General features: G+C 62.5%; 20 protein-coding genes. 11 read left to right on the top strand and 9 right to left on the bottom strand.

All coding sequences use genetic code 11. From position 1 onward, the window contains the following. Positions 1-25: 25 nt before the first annotated feature. From NCT04_RS09665 to NCT04_RS09650, 4 genes are read right to left on the bottom strand one after another with little or no spacing between them, the layout of a single operon-like run. Positions 26-550, bottom strand: a complete 525-nt coding sequence (locus NCT04_RS09665; protein WP_250465195.1) for an RDD family protein — start codon at positions 548-550, stop codon at positions 26-28. After that, positions 547-1314 (bottom strand): DUF3106 domain-containing protein, encoded by a 768-nt coding sequence (locus NCT04_RS09660; RefSeq protein ID WP_244825634.1) that lies wholly within the window; start codon positions 1312-1314, stop codon positions 547-549. The genes NCT04_RS09665 and NCT04_RS09660 overlap by 4 nt, the downstream gene beginning before the upstream one ends. A 52-nt stretch (positions 1315-1366) precedes the next feature. Then, complete coding sequence (locus NCT04_RS09655; protein ID WP_244825633.1) at positions 1367-1825, bottom strand: DUF3619 family protein; 459 nt, start codon at positions 1823-1825, stop codon at positions 1367-1369. Further along, positions 1822-2385: an RNA polymerase sigma factor gene (locus NCT04_RS09650; protein WP_244825631.1), complete on the bottom strand. Its 564-nt coding sequence runs from the start codon at positions 2383-2385 to the stop codon at positions 1822-1824. The genes NCT04_RS09655 and NCT04_RS09650 overlap by 4 nt, the downstream gene beginning before the upstream one ends. Positions 2386-2773: 388 nt before the next feature. Between NCT04_RS09650 and NCT04_RS09645 the strand changes: the two genes are divergently transcribed. From NCT04_RS09645 to pssA, 5 genes are all read left to right on the top strand, one after another. Continuing rightward, positions 2774-4537, top strand: coding sequence for an acetolactate synthase 3 catalytic subunit (locus NCT04_RS09645; RefSeq protein WP_250465194.1), 1764 nt, complete (start codon positions 2774-2776; stop codon positions 4535-4537). A 107-nt stretch (positions 4538-4644) separates the two neighbouring features. Then, positions 4645-5136 carry an acetolactate synthase small subunit gene (ilvN, locus tag NCT04_RS09640; RefSeq protein WP_035939651.1) on the top strand — a complete coding sequence of 164 codons (492 nt, stop codon included), beginning with the start codon at positions 4645-4647 and terminating at the stop codon, positions 5134-5136. A 61-nt stretch (positions 5137-5197) separates the two neighbouring features. Further along, the gene (gene ilvC, locus NCT04_RS09635; RefSeq protein WP_244825627.1) at positions 5198-6214 is read left to right on the top strand and encodes a ketol-acid reductoisomerase; all 1017 of its coding nucleotides are present in this window, start codon (positions 5198-5200) and stop codon (positions 6212-6214) included. 213 nt (positions 6215-6427) lie between these two features. Further along, positions 6428-7072, top strand: a complete 645-nt coding sequence (locus tag NCT04_RS09630; RefSeq protein WP_244825625.1) for a phosphatidylserine decarboxylase — start codon at positions 6428-6430, stop codon at positions 7070-7072. Between the two features lie 14 nt (positions 7073-7086). Further along, the gene (gene pssA, locus NCT04_RS09625) at positions 7087-7953 is read left to right on the top strand and encodes a CDP-diacylglycerol--serine O-phosphatidyltransferase (RefSeq protein ID WP_250465193.1); all 867 of its coding nucleotides are present in this window, start codon (positions 7087-7089) and stop codon (positions 7951-7953) included. A 146-nt stretch (positions 7954-8099) separates the two neighbouring features. On the opposite strand, the gene NCT04_RS09620 is transcribed toward pssA, so the two are convergent. After that, a complete protein-coding gene (locus tag NCT04_RS09620; protein ID WP_244825622.1) occupies positions 8100-8849 on the bottom strand; it encodes a glycine zipper 2TM domain-containing protein in 750 nt (249 codons plus the stop codon). 795 nt (positions 8850-9644) lie between these two features. Here NCT04_RS09620 and NCT04_RS09615 point away from each other — a divergent pair. The 3 genes from NCT04_RS09615 to NCT04_RS09605 all read left to right on the top strand — a co-directional run bounded on the left by NCT04_RS09615 (position 9645) and on the right by NCT04_RS09605 (position 13430). Beyond that, positions 9645-10583 carry a phosphate acetyltransferase gene (locus tag NCT04_RS09615; protein ID WP_250465192.1) on the top strand — a complete coding sequence of 313 codons (939 nt, stop codon included), beginning with the start codon at positions 9645-9647 and terminating at the stop codon, positions 10581-10583. A gap of 8 nt (positions 10584-10591) precedes the next feature. Then, on the top strand, positions 10592-11770 hold the full coding sequence (locus NCT04_RS09610; RefSeq protein ID WP_250465191.1) for an acetate/propionate family kinase: 1179 nt from the start codon (positions 10592-10594) through the stop codon (positions 11768-11770). Between the two features lie 67 nt (positions 11771-11837). Then, complete coding sequence (locus NCT04_RS09605; protein ID WP_250465190.1) at positions 11838-13430, top strand: aspartate:alanine exchanger family transporter; 1593 nt, start codon at positions 11838-11840, stop codon at positions 13428-13430. A gap of 52 nt (positions 13431-13482) precedes the next feature. Here the strand turns inward: NCT04_RS09605 and lysS are convergent, their stop codons facing one another. The 4 genes from lysS to NCT04_RS09585 form a co-directional block, all read right to left on the bottom strand. After that, positions 13483-15009 carry a lysine--tRNA ligase gene (gene lysS / locus NCT04_RS09600; RefSeq protein ID WP_244825614.1) on the bottom strand — a complete coding sequence of 509 codons (1527 nt, stop codon included), beginning with the start codon at positions 15007-15009 and terminating at the stop codon, positions 13483-13485. Positions 15010-15098: 89 nt separating this feature from the next. Continuing rightward, positions 15099-16203 (bottom strand): peptide chain release factor 2 gene (gene prfB / locus NCT04_RS09595; protein WP_244825612.1). Its coding sequence is split into 2 segments (ribosomal slippage): positions 15099-16121 and positions 16123-16203, totalling 1104 coding nucleotides; the frame shifts between segments, so codons are not numbered across the junction. A gap of 85 nt (positions 16204-16288) precedes the next feature. Continuing rightward, complete coding sequence (gene recJ, locus NCT04_RS09590; protein ID WP_250465189.1) at positions 16289-17992, bottom strand: single-stranded-DNA-specific exonuclease RecJ; 1704 nt, start codon at positions 17990-17992, stop codon at positions 16289-16291. 12 nt (positions 17993-18004) lie between these two features. Further along, positions 18005-19093, bottom strand: coding sequence for a regulator (locus tag NCT04_RS09585; RefSeq protein ID WP_244825610.1), 1089 nt, complete (start codon positions 19091-19093; stop codon positions 18005-18007). A 250-nt stretch (positions 19094-19343) separates the two neighbouring features. Between NCT04_RS09585 and NCT04_RS09580 the strand changes: the two genes are divergently transcribed. The 3 genes from NCT04_RS09580 to NCT04_RS09570 are packed head-to-tail and all read left to right on the top strand — an operon-like array spanning position 19344 to position 22112. Then, positions 19344-20597: a lipoprotein-releasing ABC transporter permease subunit gene (locus NCT04_RS09580; protein WP_244825609.1), complete on the top strand. Its 1254-nt coding sequence runs from the start codon at positions 19344-19346 to the stop codon at positions 20595-20597. Next, positions 20590-21300: a lipoprotein-releasing ABC transporter ATP-binding protein LolD gene (gene lolD / locus NCT04_RS09575; RefSeq protein WP_250465188.1), complete on the top strand. Its 711-nt coding sequence runs from the start codon at positions 20590-20592 to the stop codon at positions 21298-21300. The genes NCT04_RS09580 and lolD overlap by 8 nt, the downstream gene beginning before the upstream one ends. Before the next feature lie 23 nt (positions 21301-21323). Further along, positions 21324-22112: a TatD family hydrolase gene (locus tag NCT04_RS09570; RefSeq protein ID WP_250465187.1), complete on the top strand. Its 789-nt coding sequence runs from the start codon at positions 21324-21326 to the stop codon at positions 22110-22112. Positions 22113-22124 lie beyond the last annotated feature (12 nt).

Here is a 22124-nt window from a genome sequence, read left to right as displayed (position 1 = left end):
CCGTGACAGTCACGAGAAGTTCTTATTACTTGTAGGGAGTCGGCGCCGTGATGATGCGCGTGCCAGCCAGGCGATCGTGCAGAAACTGCCGCGCCGGATCGAGCCGGACGGCGGCCGCCCACAGCGCGATCCAGGCCGCGAACACGGCGAGCGTCTGCGGCACGGCGAGCCCGAGCAGCGGATGCAGCGCGAGCGGCGGCAGGAACCACAGCCACGCGAGCGCGTAGCGCGCGAGCGCCCGGCCAGGCGTGACGGGCTCACCGTGGGCATCGACCAATTTGAGGCGCCAGGTTTTCATTGGCAGCGTCTGGCCGCCGTGGGTCCAGAACCACACGAAATACGCGGCGAGCACGAGACCGATCCACGTCATCAGCCAGTTGTGATGCGTAAGGCCGTTTTTCTGCTGAGTGAGCGTGCTGAACAAATATCCGGAGATGAACACCACGCCGAACAGAATGACGCCTTCGTAGACCATCGTCGCGAGCCGGCGGCGCAGCGTGGGCGCGTAAAGCGGCGAGAGAGGCGTGGTGGTGGAAGCGGACGCGCTCATGAGCCGTTGTACATGGAAGGCGCTTGCTGCGGGGAGACGGGAATCGGCGTTGCCGGCACGACGCTCGCGGCGTTGGGAATCGCGGGCGTGGCGGGCGAGGCGGTTGAGGTGGACGAGGGCGATGCAGCCGGCGCACCGGAGCCGCCTTCGGCATGTCCCGCGCCGTGGCCTTGCTCGCGCGCGGCCACGAGCCGGTTGATGTCCTTCACTTCGCTCTTGCCGGTCGGCGGCGCGCTGACGACCGTGGGACGGCGCGTGCGCTCGGTGGCGGCGAGCTTTTTCTTCTGCTCTTCGGAAAGCTTCTGGTAAGCATCCCACGCCTTTTCGCGATTCTCCGGCGCGACGGACTTCGAAACCTGATAGTTCTCGCGCGCGACTTTGCGCTGGTCCGGCGTCATGCGCGTCCATTCCTCCATGCGCTGATGCAGACGCTTTTGCGCCTCGGGCGACATGCGGTGATAGCGCGATGCGATCTTCAGCCACTTTTGCTTGCGCTCTTCGCTGAAGGAATCCCATTGCGTGGAGAACGGCGCGAGCGCGACGTGCTGCGCTTCGGTGAGACGATTCCACGAGAGCGGACTGCCGGAAGAGAGCGCCGAAAGCGAAAGGCCGGAATCGGCGCCCGAACTTGCGCCGTTGGGCGCGGCGGCGGTCGAGAGCAAGGCGGCGGTGGCCGGGTAAAAGCGCGGATAAGTCGCGGCGAATGCGACCAGACTCGCAATCGCGCAACTAAAGACAATCGCGAGACCGCGCTTGTAACTCACCCGAAAACTCCCCGCCAGGTTTGATGTCAGTTGAAAGATTCGACAATACGCGTTAGTGATTACGCGTCAAATATGCGTTGAAGCCGTGGTCGAGATAGGCGTCGAGCGGCAAGCTGTCGGAGAGCATGGCCGCGTCGATGTCGGCGAGTTCGGCACGGCGCTCCTGATCTTCCCAGTAAGCGATGCCAGCCAGACCGATAGCCAGCGCGCACACCGGCCACACGAGGCCGAAGCCGCCGAGCCGCGCGAACAGGCCCTTCGGCCCTCGCGTCTCGGAGCCGTCGTGACCCGCGCCGCCCGCCGAGAGGCTCGCGCCTGCTCCGGCCAAAGCCGGCGTGAACGCGGGCGCGGTCATGGCGACCTTCTCCGGCTTCTTGCGCGCGATAGCAGCCCGGCGCGCCTCGGCGAGCCGGTCGACCGCGGCGGCCGGAATAGTCGATGTACTTTCGTCCAGCGCGCGAACTACCTTCAGCGCGAACTCGTTTTCCTTTGAATCAAGAACGGAACTCATAGCGTGATCCCTTTGGCTTTCAGGGCGTGCGCGAGGGCGTGCGTGGCGCGTGAACAATGCGTTTTGACGCTGCCCTCGGAGCAGCCCATGGCGGCGGCCGTCTCTGCGACATCCATATCTTCCCAGTAACGCATGAGAAAGGCTTCTCGTTGACGTGCCGGCAATTTCTGGATTTCCGCGTCGATCAGGTTGAGTACCTGTTCGCGTTCCAGTTTGTTCTCGCTGCTCTCGCTGCCGAGTGCGCCGTCTTGCGATTCGAAGGATTCGAGCGGGTCGAACTCGTCGTCGTCCGCGTTTCCGAAGGACGAAAAGAGGCTGACCCACGTGTTCCGCACCTTCTGGCGACGGAAATAGTCGTGCGTCGCATTCTGGAGGATACGCTGGAAAAGCAGCGGAAGCTCGGAAGGCGGCTTGTCACCGTATTTTTCCGCCAGTTTGATCATGGCGTCCTGCACGATGTCCAGCGCCGCGTCGTCGTCGCGGACGGTGTACACGGTCTGTTTGAACGCGCGTCGTTCGACGCCCGCCAGGAAATCGGCAAGTTCCTTGTCTGATGCCATCCGTTGGGAGCCCGGCGCAACGAATTTGCGTCGAAAGGGATCGTGGGTTCTAGGAAAACCTGCGGATGCTAGCAAATTTTCGCCACGCCGGGAGGATTTGGGACGATTTGTTGCCCGATTTACGTACTCGCTGCTCCAAGCGTCAAACGTTGTGCTAAATCTGAGCTTTTTCCGAAAAGCGTCGGATCGGAGATTTCCGAAACTTTTTTCTTGACCCGTTGCGCGCGCCGGGCTACATTTTCCGACTCGCATCATAAAGTGAAATGTCTGCTTTGAGGCGAGCCCAAGAAGCACGCCAGTCAATTCAAGACGCGCCGCTTGAACCCGAGCCACAAGCCCGGCAGAGAGCACCCGATCAATTTTTTGCCGAAAATTCGAAAGGTGATGAATGAACATGCCCAGCGCGGAATTCTCCACGTCGGATACGACTCCCCCTCACGAAGCTGACTCCATCGGCGGCACCGTGCTCATGCGCGCGCTCGCTGACGAGAAGGTCGAGTTCATTTGGGGCTATCCCGGCGGCTCGGTACTCTACATCTACGACGAGCTGTACAAGCAGGACCAGATCCAGCACATTCTCGTGCGCCACGAACAGGCCGCCGTACACGCCGCCGACGCCTATGCGCGCTCGACCGGCAACGTGGGCGTGTGCCTCGTGACTTCCGGCCCCGGCGTCACCAATGCGGTGACGGGTATTGCCACGGCCTATATGGATTCCATTCCGCTCGTCATCATCAGCGGGCAGGTTCCGACCGCGGCCATCGGCCTCGACGCGTTCCAGGAGTGCGACACCGTCGGCATCACGCGGCCCTGCGTCAAGCACAACTTCCTCGTGAAGGACGTGCGCGATCTCGCCGCCACCGTCAAGAAAGCGTTCTACATTGCTCGCACGGGTCGCCCCGGTCCGGTGCTGATCGACATTCCGAAGGACGTGTCGAAGGCGCCGTGCAAGTACGAACCGCTGAAGAGCGTGTCGCTGCGTTCGTATAACCCGGTGACGAAGGGCCACTCCGGCCAGATCCGCAAGGCGGTGCAACTGCTGCTTTCGGCCAAGCGCCCGTATATCTATACCGGCGGCGGCATCATTCTCGCGGATGCATCGCGCGAGCTGAACCAATTCGCCGATTTGCTGGGCTATCCGGTCACCAACACGCTGATGGGTCTGGGCGGTTACCGCGCGAGCGACAAGAAATTCCTCGGCATGCTCGGCATGCATGGCACGTACGAAGCCAACATGGCCATGCAGAACTGCGACGTGCTGATCGCCATTGGCGCGCGCTTCGACGACCGCGTGATCGGCGACCCGGCGCACTTCGCGTCGTCGCCGCGCAAGATCATCCACATCGACATCGATCCTTCGTCCATTTCCAAGCGCGTGAAGGTGGACATTCCCATCGTCGGCGACGTGAAGGAAGTGCTGAAGGAGTTGATCGAGCAGTTACAGACGGCGGAACACGGCCCGGACACGCAGGCGCTCAAGTCGTGGTGGGACCAGATCGAAGCCTGGCGCTCGAAAGACTGCCTCGCTTACGACCGCAAAAGCGAGATCATCAAGCCGCAATATGTCGTCCAGAAGCTGCATGAACTGACCGACGGCAACGCCTTCGTCTGTTCGGATGTCGGCCAGCATCAGATGTGGGCCGCGCAGTTCTATCCGTTCAACAAGCCGCGCCGCTGGATCAACTCGGGCGGTCTCGGCACCATGGGTTTCGGCTTGCCGGCAGCCATGGGCGTGAAGATGGCTTTTCCCGACGAGGAAGTGGTCTGCATCACGGGCGAAGGCTCCATCCAGATGTGCATTCAGGAGCTCTCGACGTGCAAGCAGTACAACACGCCCGTCAAGATCATCTCGCTCAACAACCGCTATCTCGGCATGGTGCGCCAGTGGCAGCAGATCGAATACAAGAAGCGCTATTCCAGTTCCTACATGGACGCGCTGCCTGACTTCGTGAAGCTCGCCGAAGCGTATGGGCATGTCGGCATTCGCGTCGAAAAGACCGCGGACGTCGAGCCGGCGCTGAAGGAAGCGCTGCGCCTGAAAGATCGCACCGTATTTCTCGACTTCCAGACCGATCCCACCGAAAACGTATTTCCCATGGTGCAAGCAGGCAAGGGCATCACGGAAATGCTGCTCGGCTCGGAAGATCTATAACGCGGCTTTGACTCGCGAGGCCCGGGCGCACCCGTCTTCACAAAGGACGAGCGCCGCGCACGGGTTTTTCGAAGCAGACGCCAACTGGATAAACCTCGGGAAAAGACATGAAACACATCATCTCCGTACTGCTGGAAAACGAACCGGGCGCGTTATCGCGTGTCGTCGGGCTCTTTTCCGCGCGCGGCTACAACATTGAAACGCTGACGGTGGCGCCGACCGAAGACAGTTCGCTGTCGCGGCTGACCATCGTCTCGATTGGCTCGGACGACGTGATCGAACAGATCACGAAGCACCTGAACCGCCTGATCGAGGTGGTGAAAGTGGTCGACCTGACAGAGGGCGCCCACATCGAGCGCGAGCTGATGCTCATCAAGGTAAGAGCTGTCGGCAAGGAACGCGAAGAGATGAAGCGCATGGCGGATATCTTCCGCGGCCGCATCATCGACGTGACCGAAAAGACCTACACGATGGAACTGACAGGCGCATCCGACAAACTCGACGCGTTCATTCAGGGGCTCGACGCCACGGCCATTCTGGAAACGGTTCGCACGGGCAGTTCCGGCATCGGCCGGGGCGAGCGCATTCTGAAGGTTTAAACCTACACTCATTTCGACTAGTTTTCTCTGCCTGCGCGGAGACAGACCTCAAGGAACCACCATGAAAGTTTTCTACGACAAAGACGCCGACCTCTCCCTCATCAAGGGCAAGCAAGTCACCATCATCGGTTATGGCTCGCAAGGCCATGCGCACGCGCTGAACCTGAAGGAAAGCGGCGTGAACGTGACGGTCGGCCTGCGTAAAGGCGGTGCTTCGTGGAGCAAGGCCGAGAACGCGGGCCTGAAGGTCAAGGAAGTGGCCGAAGCCGTGAAGGGCGCGGATGTCGTCATGATGCTGCTGCCCGACGAGCAAATCGCCGAAGTCTACAAGAACGAAGTCCACGCCAATGCCAAGGAAGGCGCGGCGCTGGCGTTCGCGCACGGCTTCAACGTGCATTACGGCCAGGTGATCCCGCGCGCGGATCTGGACGTCATCATGATCGCGCCGAAGGCGCCGGGCCACACCGTGCGCAATACGTATCAGCAAGGCGGCGGTGTGCCGCACCTGATCGCGGTGGCACAAGACAAGTCGGGTTCGGCCCGCGACGTGGCGCTGTCGTATGCGGCGGCCAACGGCGGCGGACGTGCCGGCATCATCGAAACGAACTTCCGCGAAGAAACCGAAACCGACCTGTTCGGCGAGCAGGCCGTGCTGTGCGGCGGCACGGTGGACCTGATCAAGGCTGGCTTCGAAACGCTGGTGGAAGCGGGCTACGCGCCGGAAATGGCGTACTTCGAGTGCCTGCACGAGCTGAAGCTGATCGTCGACCTGATCTATGAAGGCGGTATCGCCAACATGAACTACTCGATCTCGAACAACGCCGAGTATGGCGAGTACGTAACGGGTCCGCGCATCGTCACGGAAGAGACGAAGAAGGCGATGAAGGCCGTGCTGAAAGACATCCAGACCGGCGAATACGCGAAGAGCTTCATCATCGAAAACCGCGCTGGCGCGCCGACGCTGCAATCGCGTCGCCGTCTGACGGCCGAGCATCAGATCGAGCAGGTCGGCGAGAAGCTGCGCGCCATGATGCCGTGGATCGCGAAGAACAAGCTGGTCGATCAGTCGAAGAACTAAGTCTTGCTTCGAGGGGTTCGTAACTTGCCCCTTCTCCGTTTGCGCGGAGATAGACCGCGTTTCCGAGGGGCCTGCTGCTTGCGCCATTTTCTCCGCATGCGTGGAGATCGATGTTTGCAGCACGTTTCTTGCTGAAACTAAAGCCGTCCGGATGCCCTGTGCTCCGGGCGGCTTTTGCTATCCTACGGTTTTAATAAAACATCGAACTCGTTCATGAACTATCCTCATCCGATCATTGCCCGCGAAGGCTGGCCGTTCATCGCCATCGCGGCCGTCGTTGCGATTCTCGTGCAGGCGCTCGGCGGCTTCGGCTTCGCCTGGATTTTCTGGCTGATCGTGATCTTCGTCGTCCAGTTTTTTCGCGACCCGCCGCGTCCCATTCCCGCGCAGGCCAACGCCGTGCTGTGTCCGGCCGACGGGCGCATTGTCGCGGTCGAAACTGCGCATGATCCGTATGCGGGCCGTGAGGCGCTCAAGATCAGCGTGTTCATGAACGTTTTCAACGTGCATTCGCAGCGTTCGCCGGTCGATGGCGCCATCAGCAAGGTTCAGTACTTCCCGGGCGCGTATCTGAATGCGGCGGTCGAGAAGGCATCGACGGAGAACGAGCGCAATGCCATCGTCCTGCAGACGGCGAGCGGTCATACCGTGACGTCGGTGCAGATCGCGGGCCTCATCGCGCGACGTATTCTCTGTTATGTGCATGTGGGCGAGCCGCTCACGCGCGGTCAGCGCTATGGCTTCATTCGTTTCGGTTCGCGCGTCGACGTGTATCTGCCGATTGGTAGCCGTCCGCGTGTCTCGATTGGCGAGAAAGTGTCCGCATCGTCGACGATCCTCGCCGAGTTCGCGGAATAACGCCGGGGGTTTCGATGGCGGCATTCAAACCGCGCCGTAACCGTATGAACGGCGCGACTCCGCGTGCCTTCCGGCGCAACAAGGCCGCGCAGGACGTCGGCGCCTTGGAAACGCGGCGCGCCAAGCGGCAGCAGTTCCTGCGCAAACGCGGCATTTATCTCCTGCCTAACGCGTTCACCACGGCGGCGCTCTTTTGCGGCTTCTTCGCTGTCGTCCAGGCGATGAACGTTCGCTTCGAGATCGCGGCCATCGCCATTTTCGTCGCGATGGTGCTCGATGGCATGGACGGACGCGTCGCGCGCATGACGCACACGCAGAGCGCGTTCGGCGAGCAATTCGACAGTCTTTCGGACATGGTGTCGTTCGGGGTCGCGCCGGCGCTCGTCATGTATGAATGGGTTTTGAAGGATCTCGGCCGTTGGGGCTGGCTCGCGGCCTTCGTGTATTGCTCCGGCGCGGCGTTGCGGCTTGCGCGCTTCAATACGAACGTGGGCGTGGTCGACAAGCGCTATTTCCAGGGCTTGCCGAGTCCGGCCGCGGCTGCGTTGATCGCGGGCTTCGTGTGGCTCGCGACCGATAACCGCGTGCCGCTCAAGCTCGTGTGGCTGCCGTGGGTGGCCTTTGCACTTACTGTCTATGCGGGCGTGACGATGGTATCGAACGCGCCGTTCTACAGCGGCAAGGCGCTGGATGTGCGGTATCGCGTGCCATTCGCGGGCGTGTTGCTCGTCGTGGTGGCGTTCGTGCTGGTGTCGTCAGATCCGCCGGTCATGCTGTTTTGCCTCTTCGTCCTGTACGGCTTTTCGGGCTACTTCTGGTGGGGATATATGGCGATACGCGGGCGGCCGAACCCGGCGCGTAGCTCGCAGCGGGATGGTTGAGGGGCATCACTGTCATCGTGAGAAAAAGAAAAGGCGGCGATTTGAAAGATCGCCGCCTTTTTGCTTGCCGACAGTGTCCAAGGACAAACAGCGCGCGCGGATATTGTCGCGAGTCGACGCGACTAGTGCAGGTGTTCGCGGACGGCTCAACCCGCCACTAACGTGCCGTTCTGCACCCGTACGCGTTGACCTTCGCCGAACGGCGGTTGCTGCTTATACGTGAAGTAGCGCGTCTTGCCGTTTTCCATCCGCACGCGCACCGAATAGTCCGTCTCGCTGCGAACGTGTTTCTCGACCGAATTTCCTGCCAGACCGCCGCCAAGCGCGCCCAGGAGCGTCATTGCGGTACGTCCGCCACCACGGCCGAACTGGTTGCCGACGACGCCACCCGCCACCGCGCCGCCCACCGCACCGATGCCGGTACCGTGTCCTTCCTGACGAACGGCGGAGATCGCTTCAACCGTCCCGCAGGTCGAGCAATAAGCCGGATGCGCGGGAGGCTGTTGTGCATACGACGGTTGCTGAACAGGCGGCTGTTGCTGAGCTTGCTGCTGGGCCGCCCGTTGCTGCGCGGCTTGTTCCGCGGCTTGCTGTTGAGCGGCTTGTTGCTGCGCTGCCTGCTGTTGTGCTTGTTGCGCCGCTTGCTGCTGTGCGGCTTGTTGCGCAGCGCTGGGTTGCTGCTGCGCGACGGCTGCCGCCTGTGTCTGCGCTGTATCCGCCGAATTGCTCGATGCGCGCGGGAAGATTCCCGTCATCGCAGCCGTGGCCACGAGACTCGCGACGATCACCGCGCCCGCCGCCGTGGCGATGAGCGGATGCAGACGCCGTTGTGGCGGTTGACCATTGCCTGTCGAGGGCGAAGTGGCCGGCGTAAATTTACTGTTCCCGTTATCCATTTTTGGACCTCCGTACCGAGGCTTTGGAAGCGCAGATGCGCTGACTATAAGCGGCATACTGCCGATGCCGTCTGTGCAATACGATTCTCGGGGAAACCCGGATTTCGTGCTTAAGCGGTTGTAACAAATGCTCGGCCGCTAGGCACAAAGTGTAAAGCACAAATAATGCCAAACGTGATCCGCCCTGTCCGAAGGCGATTTGACGCTATGAACACCCGCTCAACCTTTACCAGTAGTTACAAAAAGATGATGCCTCGGGCAAAAACGGCTGGAAATTAGCTGATCGTCAGCGGGGCGCTCCTCGCGCGTAGGCGCCGCCACTTCTTGAACGGTCTCTTGTTCCCGCGTTGCGCCTCACACAAAGAGAAAGTCTTCGCGTAACGCGTGGAATGCCATTGCCGTAACCGCCCGGCAAAACGCTAAATCGCTTGCAACACAACGACGCAAGAAGCCCCATCGACATAACCAATCGTCGATGCCGTTTCGCGTTTATTCGCCATGCTGATCGTTTCAGAGATGCGCGTCGGCCGTTCTCTAACCGAGTGTGTTCCGGCGAATTCGCGCAGCGTATGCTGACCCAGCCGCGCGAAGGCAGACGCGAGGATCGATGCCTCCCGTTGATTACGAGACCCGCACAGAGAGACGCTCCGTGGCCACGATCCGGCACGGCGAGAAGCGGCAGCGCGATCGAACGTGGCAGCGGCGCGAAGCAGTCACACGACGCGCATCGATGCCGGTGCTCGACTCATCGTGCATCGCCAAGCGCCAGCAGTTCACGCCAATCGAGGGCATGAAATGGAATTCAAACGCGAAAAATACGAGCGGCTGCTCGCTTTCGCCAGCACTTTGCCGCCGCTGCCGACCGCGGTCGCTCACCCATGCGACCACGACTCTCTGTCTTCCATCATCGAAGCGGCGCGGCTCGGGCTCGTCGCGCCGATTCTCGTGGCCTCGCGCAGCAAACTCGAAGCGGTCGCCAGCGAGTGCAATCTCGATCTCGGCGATCTACCCATCATCGACGTTCCGCACAGCCACGCGGCGGCGGAAGTCGCGGTGCAACTCGTGCATGAAGGGCGCGCGGAAGCGCTGATGAAAGGCTCGCTGCACACCGACGAACTGATGGGCGCGGTGGTCACGCGTAACGGCTTGCGCACCGGGCGGCGCGTGAGCCACTGTTTCGTGATGGATGTTCCCGGCCGCGAAAACGCCCTGATCATCACCGATGCCGCCGTCAACATCTCACCGACGCTTGACCAGAAGCGCGACATCGTGCAGAACGCCATCGATCTCGCTCACGCGTTGCGCATTGCCGAGACGCGGGTAGCGATTCTTTCCGCGATGGAAACCGTGAATTCGAAGGTGCCCTCGACGCTAGATGCCGCCGCGCTCTGCAAGATGGCCGATCGCCAGCAGATCACGGGCGGCATTCTCGACGGCCCGCTCGCGCTCGACAACGCAATCAGCGAGGAAGCCGCAAGGATCAAGGGGATCGAATCACCGGTGGCGGGGCGCGCGAACGTGCTCGTCGTGCCGGACCTCGAATCTGGAAACCTGCTGGCAAAGAGCTTGTCGTTTCTCGCCGGCGCGGATGCAGCGGGCATCGTGCTGGGCGCGAAGGTGCCGATCATCCTGACGAGCCGTGCGGATTCGATCATGACGCGGCTCGCATCATGCGCAGTGGCCTCGCTCGTGGCGCTCGCGCGGCGCGAGAATCCTTCGGCCGCGATCGTCTAGAGGGATGTATGGACGTCGTTCTGGTCATCAACGCGGGGTCGTCCAGCATCAAGTTTCATGCATACGTCGAGACGAAAGGCAGCCTCGATCCTGTCGCCGGCGGCAAGCTCGAAGAGATCTACGGCAAGCCGTACTTCGAGGCCAGGCGGCCGAACGGCGAACTCATCGACGAAAAGCATTGGCCCGAAGGCGAACAACTCGGGCACGACAATGCGATCACGTTCTTGCTGAACTGGCTGCGTGAACGCTCTTCCGGCGCGAAACTGCTTGCCGTGGGTCATCGTGTGGTGCATGGCGGTGAACGATTTGCAGCGCCGGTGCGCGTCGATACGGACGTGCTCGCGCAACTGGAAGCGCTCGTTCCGCTCGCACCGCTTCATCAGCCGCATAACCTCGCAGCGATCCGCGCGATACGAGCGCGCAATCCGCAGGTGCCACAAATCGCATGTTTCGATACGGCCTTCCACCATACGCAGCCCGCAGCGGCAACGCGCTTCGCGCTGCCGCCCGAGATCACGCAACGCGGCGTGCGGCGCTACGGGTTTCACGGGCTGTCGTACGAGTACATCGCGAGCGTTCTGCCGCAATACAGCGCGAAGGCCGCCAATGGCAAGAGCGTGGTGCTTCATCTTGGCAACGGCGCGAGCATGACGGCGCTCGATCGAGGCAAGAGCGTCGCCAATACGATGGGCTTCACGGCCGTCGAAGGGCTCGTCATGGGCACGCGCTGCGGGAGCGTCGATCCCGGCGTGCTGCTGTGGATGATGCAGGAAGCGCGCATGGACGCCCATGCCATCGAGACGCTGCTCTATAAGCGCTCCGGTCTGCTCGGCGTGTCGGGCATTTCCAGCGATATGCGCACGCTGCTCGCGAGCGATGCACCCGCTGCCGCCGAAGCTGTCGATCTGTTTTGCTATCGAATCTCGCGCGAACTCGGCTCGCTTGCGGCCGCGCTCGGCGGGCTCGATGCGCTCGTGTTTACCGGCGGCATCGGCGAACGTGCGGCGCCCGTGCGCGAGCGCGTGGGGCGCGCGGCGGCATGGCTCGGCGTGTCGCTCGACGACGAGGCCAATGCACGCGACGAACGGCGCATCGACGATTCGACGAGCGCAGTCGATGTCTGTGTCATCCCGACGAACGAAGAATTGATGATTGCCCGTCACGCGTTAAGGCTGCTGGGAGGCTGAACGTCGGCGGGCGCATTGCCAGCGGAAAGACGATGCGTGGCGCGGCTGACATCGACAAGAGGACGTTATGAACGCAATCAGGACGCTGCTCGAAGCTCAGCCGCTCTTCACGTTGTTCCTCACGATCGCGCTCGGCTATGTGATTGGCGAGATCAGCCTCAAAGGCGTCTCGCTCGGATCGGGGGCCGTGCTTTTCGTCGGCTTGGCAATCGGCGGATTCGCGCCGAAAGCCTTGCCGCCCGCGCTGCTCGGCACGCTCGGCTTGTTGCTGTTTCTGTACGGCATCGGCATTCAGTACGGCGCGCATTTCTTCAAGGGACTGACGAGCGCGGACGGATTGCAGGCCAACGCGGCAGCGGCGCTTGGCGTCGTCGCGGCGGGTTTCGTGTCGCTTTCGCTGGTGCCGGCGTTCGGTCTCAGGCTCGACGAAACGCTCGGCTTGTTCGCGGGCTCGGGAACCAGTACGGCGACGTTGCAAGCCGTGATCTCAACCTTGCATAGCGATGGCGCCGCCGTGGGCTACAGCGTGACTTATCCATTCGGCGTCGCCGGTCCGATACTGATGATCTACGCCCTCGGCGCGTTGCTCAAAGTGAAGATCGAGGCGCCGCCCGAAAGCAACATCGAGACGGCGGAGATCGCCCTGCAAAATCCCGCGCTCGTCGGTCTCAGCGCAGTCGAACTTCATGCGGAGTTGCCGGATGGCGTGACCATTGCCGCCGTTCGCCGCGCGCATCGCAACCGGCTGCCGACCGCGGATTTCGTTCTGCAAACCGGCGATGTCCTGCTGGCAACGGCATTGGAGCCGGCCGCGCTGGAGGAGGCGGCCACACTCATCGGCGAGGTTCAGCCGGGCAGAATCACGCGGCATCGGGAAGATCTGGATTACCTGCGCGTGTTCGTATCGAGCCGGGTCATGACCGGGCAGCGCATTGGGGACATTCGATTTCCCGATGGCGTCGTCTGCTCGATTGCTCATGTGCGCAGAGGCGACGCCGACATGTTGCCTCACGTCGATCTGATTTTGGAAACCGGAGACAGGGTCGGGTTGCTGGTGAATCGGACGCATGCCAAAGCGGTTCGCAAACTGTTCGGCGACTCGATCAAAGGGACGGCCGAACTCAGCTTCATCTCGATTGGCGTTGGCGCCGCGATTGGCCTGCTCATCGGCATGATTCCGATTCCCGTGCCCGGCGTGGGAAAACTGACGCTCGGGCTTGCGGCGCTGCTGCTGACCGCGCTTTATCTCGGGAAGATTCGTCGCTCGGGGCCATTTATCTGGAGCGTGCCATTGTCGGCGAATCTGGTTCTGCGGAACTTCGGGTTGACCATTTTTCTGGCGCAGGTCGGGATTGCTTCCGGACCGAAATTCTTTGCCGAAGTAGGGGCGACGGGTGTTTCGCTCCTGCTTTACGGCGCGGTGATTCTGATTGCGTTAGTGCTCGTGACGGCGTTTTTCTGCTTGGTGATTTTCAAGCTGCCGTTCGATACCACCATTGGCGTTCTCAGCGGTGCTACGGGAAATCCCGCCATTCTCGCGTTTGCCAATCGCGTGACGCCATCCGATAAACCGGATATCGGCTATGCCATGATTTTCCCGTCGATGACCATTCTGAAAATTCTGTTTGCGCAGATTGCCGCCGTGTTGATGGGGCATTAATCAAAAGCGATGCTGCAAGACAGCGCTGACATCACTGTCAGCGCCACTCAGTTCAGTCCTCGCGACGCAGATGCGGGAACAAAATTACGTCGCGGATGCTCGGGCTGTCGGTCAGCAACATCACCAGCCGGTCGATGCCGATTCCGCAGCCGCCTGTCGGCGGCATGCCGTATTCGAGCGCGCGAATATAGTCGGCATCGAAAAACATGGCTTCTTCGTCGCCAGCGTCTTTCTGATCGACTTGCTTTTGAAAGCGCGCGGCCTGATCTTCCGGATCGTTCAATTCGGAAAAGCCGTTGGCGATCTCGCGGCCCGTGATGAACAACTCGAAGCGCTCCGTAATGCCCGCCACGCTGTCCGACTCACGCGCGAGCGGCGACACTTCGATTGGATAATCGACGATATATGTCGGCTCCCACAGTTGCGATTCGGCCGTCTCTTCGAAAAGCGCCAATTGCAATGCGCCAATGCCCGCATTCAAAAACGCCGGTTGCGTCGTATCAACGCCGAACTTTTTCAATTCCGTGCGCAGGAACGCGGCGTCGCCGAGTTGCGCGTCGGTGTATTGCGGCGCGTATTTTTGAATAGCCTGATTGATCGTCAGCCGATGAAACGGCTTCGAAAAATCGAGTTCGCGGCCCTGATACGTGATGCTCGCGGTGCCGAGCGAATCGATTGCCGCCTGGCGGATCAGTTGCTCGACGAAGTCCATGAGCCAGTGATAATCCGTGTATGCGGCGTAGAACTCCATCATCGTGAATTCCGGGTTGTGTCGCGGCGACACGCCTTCGTTCCGGAAATTACGATTGATCTCGAACACACGCTCGAAGCCGCCGACGATCAGCCGCTTCAGATACAGCTCCGGCGCGATGCGCAGGAACATCTGCATGTCGAGCGCGTTGTGGTGCGTAACGAAAGGCTTGGCCGCCGCGCCGCCCGGAATGGGGTGCAGCATTGGCGTTTCGACTTCCATGAAGCTCGCCTGCGCCATGAAATTGCGAATGGAAGTGACCGCCTTGGTCCGCGCCATGAAGGTCTTGCGCGACTCCGGCGTGACGATCAGATCGACATAACGCTGGCGATAGCGCATTTCCTGATCGGCAAGGCCGTGAAACTTGTCGGGCAGCGGACGCAGCGCCTTCGAAAGCAGGCGCAGTTCCGTGCAGCGCACCGACAGTTCGCCCTTGTTCGTGCGAAACAGGACGCCGCGCGCGGCGACGATATCGCCCAGGTCCCACTTCTTGAAGGCGTCGTAAGTCTCGGCGCCGACGTCCGCGGGCGTGATGAAGAACTGGATCTGGCCGCTGCCGTCCTGGACCGTCGCGAAGCTGGCCTTGCCCATCACGCGCTTGAGCATCATGCGGCCGGCAAGCGCCACGGGCAGGGGATTGGCTTCGAGTGCTTCCTTGTCGGTATTGGCGAATTCGCCTTGCAGCGCGGCGGCCTGATGCGTCGGACGAAAGTCGTTCGGATAAGCGACGCCTTGCTCGCGCAGCGCGCGCAATTTGTCGCGACGCTCGCCGATGATCTGGTTTTCTTCCAGTTCGGGCGCGGCGCCCGCTTGAGTCGGTTCGGTCATGATGTGTAGCTTTCGATACGGTGGGATGCGGCGCGGCGAGGGCCAGACGAAAGCGCGGATACCGAAAGCCGGGATCCGCGCCGCGAAACTCAAACGCCCTGTTTCAGGCTCGCGCTGATGAAGTCGTCGAGGTCGCCGTCGAGCACGGCGCGCGTGTTGCTCATTTCCACGCTGGTGCGCAGGTCCTTCACGCGGCTCTGGTCGAGCACGTAGGAGCGGATCTGATGGCCCCAGCCCACATCGGTCTTGCTCGATTCGAGCTTGTCCTGTTCGGCCTGGCGCTTGCGCATCTCGAATTCGTAGAGACGCGCCTTCAGCATCTGCATGGCTTCAGCGCGGTTGCGGTGCTGCGAGCGGTCGTTCTGGCACTGCACGACGATGCCAGTCGGCGCGTGCGTGAGACGCACCGCGGAGTCGGTCTTGTTGATGTGCTGGCCACCCGCGCCCGAAGCGCGATACGTGTCCGTGCGGATATCGGCGGGATTGATTTCGATCTCGATCGAATCGTCGATTTCCGGATACACGAACACGGACGAGAACGACGTATGCCGCCCGCCCGACGAGTCGAACGGCGATTTGCGCACGAGGCGGTGAATGCCCGTCTCGGTACGCAGATAGCCGTAGGCGTATTCGCCTTCTACCTTGATGGTCGCGCTCTTGATGCCGGCGACGTCGCCTTCGGATTCCTCGAGCACTTCGGTCTTGAAGCCCTTGCGTTCGCAATAGCGAAGATACTGGCGCAGCAGCATGGACGCCCAGTCGCACGCCTCGGTGCCGCCCGCGCCCGCCTGGATGTCGATGAAGCAATTGTTCGGGTCGGCCGGGTTCGAGAACATCCGGCGAAATTCCGTGTCCTCGACGCGCACTCGCAGTGCTTCCGCGTCGGTTTCGCAGGCGACGAGCGTTTCTTCGTCGCCTTCCTCGTGCGCCATCTCGAAGAGATCGCTGGCGTCGCGCAGGTCGTTGTCGAGCGCGGTGAGTTTCGACACCACGCCGTCCAGCAGCTTCTTCTCACGACCGAGCGCTTGCGCGTTCTTCGAGTCGTTCCAGACGTTCGGGTCTTCGAGTTCTTTGTTGACTTCGGCTAGACGCGCTGACTTGGCGTCGTAGTCAAAGATACCCCCGTAGCTCGCCCGCGCGACGGCGCAGGTCGGCCAGAAGGCTTTCGATCGCGTTGAGACGTTCCGCTTCCATTGTCGATCTTCGGCTTCGTAAAAAGGTGCAATTATAGCCGATCGACCGGGTTTTCCCGCTTCGAGCGGGCCGTTCCGGCGGGTTTTCAGCCCGCGTGTTCGACGATCAGCTGCACGCGCGCCACGCCGTTCCACGAATCGCTGACGAGCCGGTAAGCGACCGTCGCGCGCGCCGGGAGCGGGTCGACATGGTTGAACCAGATCGCGTTGAAGCGCTGGCGCCCGCGCAGAAGTTGTAGCTTCAGATGCTTGTCCTTGACGAGCGCCTGCGACGCGACCTCGAACTCGCCGGAGAACGTGGGCGCCGGAAAGCCTTGTCCCCACACGGCTGCATCGATCAATTCGACGAATTGCGGCGTGAAATACGCGTCCTCCAGTTCGCCATCGGTTTCGATGGTGCGTGAAAGCGCGTCGGCCGTCAGCCATTCGCGTCCGATGGCCTCGAACGCGGCCGTGAAGCGCGCAATGTCTGCGGTGGCGAGGGTGAGGCCCGCCGCCATCGCGTGACCGCCGAATTTGTGGATGAGACCGGGTTCGCGCTTCGAAATGAGATCGACGGCGTCACGCAGATGGAAGCCCGGAATCGAGCGGCCGGAGCCTTTGCAGAGCACGCCGCTGTCGTCGGCGTGCGCGAAGGTGAACGACGGCCGATGAAACCGCTCCTTCAGCCGCCCCGCGACGATGCCGATCACGCCTTGATGCCAGCTCGCGTCGTAGAGCGTGAGCGTGGCGCGCTCGCCGGGGTCGAGCGTCTGCAACTCGGCGAGCGCCTGCTGCTGCATGCCCGCTTCGATCTCGCGGCGCTCGCGGTTCATGCCGTCGAGTTGTTGCGCGAGTTCCCACGCGCGGCCGATATCGTCGGTCGTCAGGCATTCGATGCCGAGCGACATGTCCGACAGCCGTCCCGCCGCGTTCAGACGCGGTCCGAGCGCGAAGCCCAGATCGAAGCCGGAAGCGGTGCGCGCATCGCGGCTCGCGGCCCGGAAAAGCGCGGCGATGCCTGGCTGCATGCGGCCCGAGCGAATCCGCTTCAAACCCTGCGCGACGAGAATGCGATTGTTGGCGTCGAGCTTCACGACATCCGCGACGGTGCCGAGCGCGACCAGATCGAGCAGGCCGTCGAGACGCGGTTCGGGGCGGCCATCGCCATAGGTGTCGCGACGCCGCAGTTCGGCGCGCAGCGCGAGCAGCACGTAGAACATCACGCCCACGCCCGCGATGCATTTGCTCGGAAACGCGCAGCCCGGCTGATTCGGATTGACGATCGCGCGCGCGGCGGGCAACTCGTCGCCGGGCAAGTGATGGTCGGTGACGACGACTTCCATGCCGAGCGCATTGGCGGCCGCGACGCCATCCACGCTGGCAATGCCGTTATCGACCGTGATCAGAAGATCGGGTACGCCGCGTGGCGAACGCGCCGCCAGTTCGACGATCTCCGGCGTGAGCCCGTAGCCATATTCGAAGCGGTTCGGAACCAGATAGTCGATGTCCGCGCCGAACATGCGCAGCCCGCGCACGGCGACGGCGCAGGCGGTCGCGCCGTCGCAGTCGTAATCGGCGACGACGAGCATGCGCTTGTTCGCTGCGAGCGCATCGGCGAGAACGACGGCGGCGGCATCGCAACCCTTCAGGCCGACGGGCGCGTGCAGGCGCTTGAACTCGGTTTCGATTTCGTCGGGCGACGTGACGCCGCGCGACGCATACAGCCTCGCGATGACGGGATGCAGGCCGTGGCGCGCGAGGGCTTCGGCATCGGCGGGGGAGGCGGCGCGGGTAACGATACGCGTCATGCTGTCAGTGACCTATTCGATGAAAAGCGCCGCGATCGGCCGGCGTCGCCAGAACTTGCGCAAGTCCGAGCGCGTGACGCCGAGCGTCACCGAGCCTGTATCGCCGCAGAGCGTGATACCGAGTTTCTTGAGCGTGCCGTTCGCGAGCGCGTCGAGCGCGGGCGCGAACCACGCGGTTTCGAGCGCCTGCAACGAGTCGTTCCAGCGCGCCCAGTCCTGTTCGATGAACGGCGCCGAGAACGGATCGAGTTCGACGAGCGTCGTGCCTTCTTGCGCTTCTCGCCCGTTGGCGAGCGCGGCGAAAGAGTCGGCTGGCGCTTCGGGCGCGATGTTCGAGGCGAGCGCGAGACCGCGTGTGGCGGCGGCGTCGGACATGATGCGGGCGAACGGGCTCTTGACCGGACGCAGCGTGCCTTGTCCGTGCAGCCAGATGGAGTTGATCGCAGGCAGGCCGCGCGACTCGCGTTCTTCGTTGACCGGATGTTCGAACCACGCCATCTGGATTTCGTTCTGCAACTTCATCCAAGCGCGCGAACGTTCGCCCGTGCGGGCTTCGTGCGGCAACCAGATTTCGATGTTGCGTCCCGTCGCGCGCAACGGCGACGCGCCCGCGAGCGCGCCCAGCGCGCCGCCCGACACATACCAGCGCAACGGCGTGGGCGCTTGCAGCGTGATGCCGAGGTCTTCGATCACGGGCCGCGCCGTATCGAAGAGCGTGCGGGCTTCTTCCGTGCGCACGCCGAGCGTGGCCGGATCGATGAGCACGAGATGGTCGTGCGCGATGCGCACGTGAACCGGCTCGATACACGCCCAGAGCGCATCGCCGGGTGTGCCGCCATCGGCGAGGAGCATGTAGGGTGCGAGCGGCGCTTCGTCGGAGTTTGGCGCGGCGGCATCGAAACGTTGCGCAATCCAGCGCTCGTGCGGCAGCGTGCGCTGAAAGTCTTCGCCGATCACCCGTTCTTCCAGCGTCGCGCGCGCAAGGAGTTTGTCGAGCGCCGCGCTTTGCAGCCCGTGTAGCGCGGTTGCGGCGTCTGCTGCGGCAGGCAGCGCGAAGGGGAGCAGAAGATGGAGGTCGGAAACGGGCATGATGGTCGGCATTGTAGGGCAAAGGCGCACGCGGCATCGGTGCTCGCCATCGCCCTGGAAGAAGCGATTTCTTCGTCGCCGGACATCGATCGGACCTGCGCCGCGCCTTTGAATTGTCCTAATATGGCAAACTTTCGCCAATTTCGCGCTCGCGTCGCGCTGCATCCGCTAGTCGCGCATGTGCGTAATCAAGAGAGAAGCGCAAAACCGAAGCCGCAAGCAAAACGACGGCAACGCAGCAACCGTAGAAGAAAGGATTCGCTTGAAACTCCCGTATGAATGGCAGATAGGCTGGCGCTACACGCGCGCCAGCAAACGCACCACAGGCAACGGCTTCATCTCCTTCATCGCGCTCGTGTCGATGGCGGGCATCGCGCTCGGTGTCGCCGCGCTGATCGTCGTGCTCTCGGTCATGAACGGCTTCCAGAAAGAGGTGCGCGACCGCATGCTCTCCGTGCTCGCGCACGTGGAGATCTTCTCGCCGACCGGTTCCATGCCCAACTGGCAAGTGACCGCGCAGGAAGCGCGCCGCAATCCGGAAGTGCTCGGCGCGGCGCCCTATGTCGAAGCCCAGGCGCTGCTCACGCGTCAAGGCGCGGTGAGCGGCGTGGCGTTGCGTGGCGTGGAGCCGTCGCTGGAACCGGAAGTGTCGGACATCGGCAAGGAAATGCGCTCGGGCGCGCTCGCGGACTTGAGGCCGGGCGAATTCGGCATCGTGCTCGGGCGCGATCTCGCGACCAATCTCGGCGTGATGACCGGCGACAAGATCACACTCGTCGCGCCCGAAGGCACGATCACGCCGGCCGGCATGATGCCTCGACTCAAGCAATTCACGGTGGTCGGCATCTTCGAGTCGGGCCACTACGAATACGATTCGACGCTCGCGCTCATCTCCATTCGCGATGCCGAGGCGCTATTCCGCCTGCCTGCGCCAACCGGCGTGCGGCTGCGGCTGAAGGACATGCAGCGCGCGCCCGAAGTCGCGCGGCAACTCGCGCACACGCTTTCGGGCGATTTGTATATTCGCGACTGGACGCAGCAGAACAAGACGTGGTTCTCCGCCGTGCAGATCGAAAAGCGGATGATGTTCATCATTCTCACGCTGATCATCGCGGTGGCGGCGTTCAATCTGGTCTCGTCGCTCGTGATGACCGTCACCGACAAGCAAGCCGATATCGCCATCCTGCGCACGCTCGGCGCGCAGCCAGGATCGATCATGAAGATCTTCGTGGTGCAGGGCGTGACGATCGGCTTCATCGGTACGGCGCTCGGCGTGACGTTCGGATGTCTCGTCGCATGGAGCATTCCGTGGCTCGTGCCGATGATCGAGCATCTCTTCAACGTGCAGTTTCTGCCGCCTTCGGTTTATTTCATCAGCGAACTGCCGTCCGAACTCGTCCCGGGCGATGTCATGAAGATCGGCGTCATCGCGTTCCTGTTGTCGTCGCTGGCTACGCTGTATCCGAGTTGGCGCGGTTCCAAGGTTCGTCCGGCGGAGGCGCTGCGCTATGAGTGACTTGAACCAGAACGAGATCGTGTTGCACGCGTCTTCCATCTCGAAGACTTTCGTGCAGGGCGGCTTCAACGTGCAGGTGCTCGACAACGCGCAACTGGAAGTGCGGCGCGGCGAGAAGCTCGCCATCGTGGGCGCGTCGGGATCGGGCAAGAGCACCTTGCTGCATGTGCTCGGCGGCCTCGACGAACCTAGCGCGGGCAAAGTCTCGCTGCTCGGCAAGCCGTTCACGCAGTTGAAGGAAAAGGAGCGCAATGAGTTGCGCAATCGCGCGCTTGGCTTCGTGTATCAGTTCCATCATCTGCTGCCGGAATTCACCGCGCTCGATAACGTGGCGATGCCGCTGCGCATTCGCCGCATGCCGGAAGACGAGGCGCGCCGCGAAGCGATGGTCATGCTGGAGCGCGTGGGCATCGGGCATCGCGCGAAGCATCGGCCGGGCGAACTGTCGGGCGGCGAGCGCCAGCGCGTGGCCATTGCGCGGGCGCTCGTCACGCATCCGGCGTGCGTGCTCGCCGATGAACCGACCGGCAATCTCGACGGCGGCACCGCCGACACGGTCTTCAATCTGATGCTGGAACTGTCGCAGACGCTTTCGACGAGCTTCGTGATCGTCACGCACGACCCCGATCTGGCCGCGCGATGCGACCGCATCATGCGCCTGCGCGACGGCGTGCTGCACGAAGAGCCGTCCGTGCCGGTGTAATCACGCGCGCCGCGGAGGACGCCATGTGGATCGATACGCACTGCCATCTCGATGCCTCGGAGTTCGACGCGGACCGCGCCGCCGTCGCGGATGCCGCGCTCGGCGCGGGCGTGTCGCGCATCGTGATTCCGGGTGTGGATCGCGGGAACTTCGACACCGTGCGCGATCTGGCGCATGGCATCGCGGGCGGGGCGTACGCGCTCGGCATCCATCCGCTTTTCACGCCGGGCGCGCGGGAGGACGATCTGCGCGTTCTGCGCGAGAAGATCGAGGCGAGTCTCGACGATCCGTTGTTCGTCGGCATCGGCGAAATCGGGCTGGATTACTTCGTGCCCACGCTCGACGACGCGCGCCAGCAGTTTTTCTACAACGAGCAACTCAAGCTCGCGCGCGAGTTCGATCTCGCGGTGATCTGCCATGTACGCAAGTCGCAGGACAAGGTGCTGAAGGGCTTGCGCGTGCATGCCATCCGATGCGGAATCGCGCATGCGTTCAACGGCAGTTTTCAGCAAGCCGAGGCGTTCATCGCGCAAGGCATGCATCTCGGTTTCGGCGGCAATCTGACGTTCGAGCGCGCGCGACAGATCCGCCGTCTGGCCAGCGACTTGCCGCTCGAAGCCATCGTTCTCGAAACCGATTCGCCCGATATCGCGCCTTCCTGGCGCTACAAGGGGCGCAATTCGCCGGACCAGGTTCCGGGTATCGCGAAGGTGCTGGCCGAGTTGCGCGGCATCGATGAAAACGCACTTGCCATCGGCACAACGGCTAACGCGCATCGCGCATTGCCCCGGCTCGCGCTTGCCTCTGCATAATCGTTCGCAGGT

Source organism: Caballeronia sp. GAFFF2, from assembly GCF_023631485.1.
GTDB lineage: Bacteria > Pseudomonadota > Gammaproteobacteria > Burkholderiales > Burkholderiaceae > Caballeronia.
This window is presented reverse-complemented; position numbering and strand designations above follow the sequence as displayed.

Bases quoted from the DNA above. Each gene is read 5' to 3' on its own strand.
- NCT04_RS09665 (WP_250465195.1), bottom strand. From the start codon at position 550: ATGAGCGCGTCCGCTTCCACCACCACGCCTCTCTCGCCGCTTTACGCG.
- NCT04_RS09655 (WP_244825633.1), bottom strand. From the start codon at position 1,825: ATGAGTTCCGTTCTTGATTCAAAGGAAAACGAGTTCGCGCTGAAGGTA.
- NCT04_RS09650 (WP_244825631.1), bottom strand. From the start codon at position 2,385: ATGGCATCAGACAAGGAACTTGCCGATTTCCTGGCGGGCGTCGAACGA.
- NCT04_RS09645 (WP_250465194.1), top strand. From the start codon at position 2,774: ATGAACATGCCCAGCGCGGAATTCTCCACGTCGGATACGACTCCCCCT.
- ilvN (WP_035939651.1), top strand. From the start codon at position 4,645: ATGAAACACATCATCTCCGTACTGCTGGAAAACGAACCGGGCGCGTTA.
- ilvC (WP_244825627.1), top strand. From the start codon at position 5,198: ATGAAAGTTTTCTACGACAAAGACGCCGACCTCTCCCTCATCAAGGGC.
- NCT04_RS09630 (WP_244825625.1), top strand. From the start codon at position 6,428: ATGAACTATCCTCATCCGATCATTGCCCGCGAAGGCTGGCCGTTCATC.
- pssA (WP_250465193.1), top strand. From the start codon at position 7,087: ATGGCGGCATTCAAACCGCGCCGTAACCGTATGAACGGCGCGACTCCG.
- NCT04_RS09620 (WP_244825622.1), bottom strand. From the start codon at position 8,849: ATGGATAACGGGAACAGTAAATTTACGCCGGCCACTTCGCCCTCGACA.
- NCT04_RS09615 (WP_250465192.1), top strand. From the start codon at position 9,645: ATGGAATTCAAACGCGAAAAATACGAGCGGCTGCTCGCTTTCGCCAGC.
- NCT04_RS09610 (WP_250465191.1), top strand. From the start codon at position 10,592: ATGGACGTCGTTCTGGTCATCAACGCGGGGTCGTCCAGCATCAAGTTT.
- NCT04_RS09605 (WP_250465190.1), top strand. From the start codon at position 11,838: ATGAACGCAATCAGGACGCTGCTCGAAGCTCAGCCGCTCTTCACGTTG.
- lysS (WP_244825614.1), bottom strand. From the start codon at position 15,009: ATGACCGAACCGACTCAAGCGGGCGCCGCGCCCGAACTGGAAGAAAAC.
- recJ (WP_250465189.1), bottom strand. From the start codon at position 17,992: ATGACGCGTATCGTTACCCGCGCCGCCTCCCCCGCCGATGCCGAAGCC.
- NCT04_RS09585 (WP_244825610.1), bottom strand. From the start codon at position 19,093: ATGCCGACCATCATGCCCGTTTCCGACCTCCATCTTCTGCTCCCCTTC.
- lolD (WP_250465188.1), top strand. From the start codon at position 20,590: ATGAGTGACTTGAACCAGAACGAGATCGTGTTGCACGCGTCTTCCATC.
- NCT04_RS09570 (WP_250465187.1), top strand. From the start codon at position 21,324: ATGTGGATCGATACGCACTGCCATCTCGATGCCTCGGAGTTCGACGCG.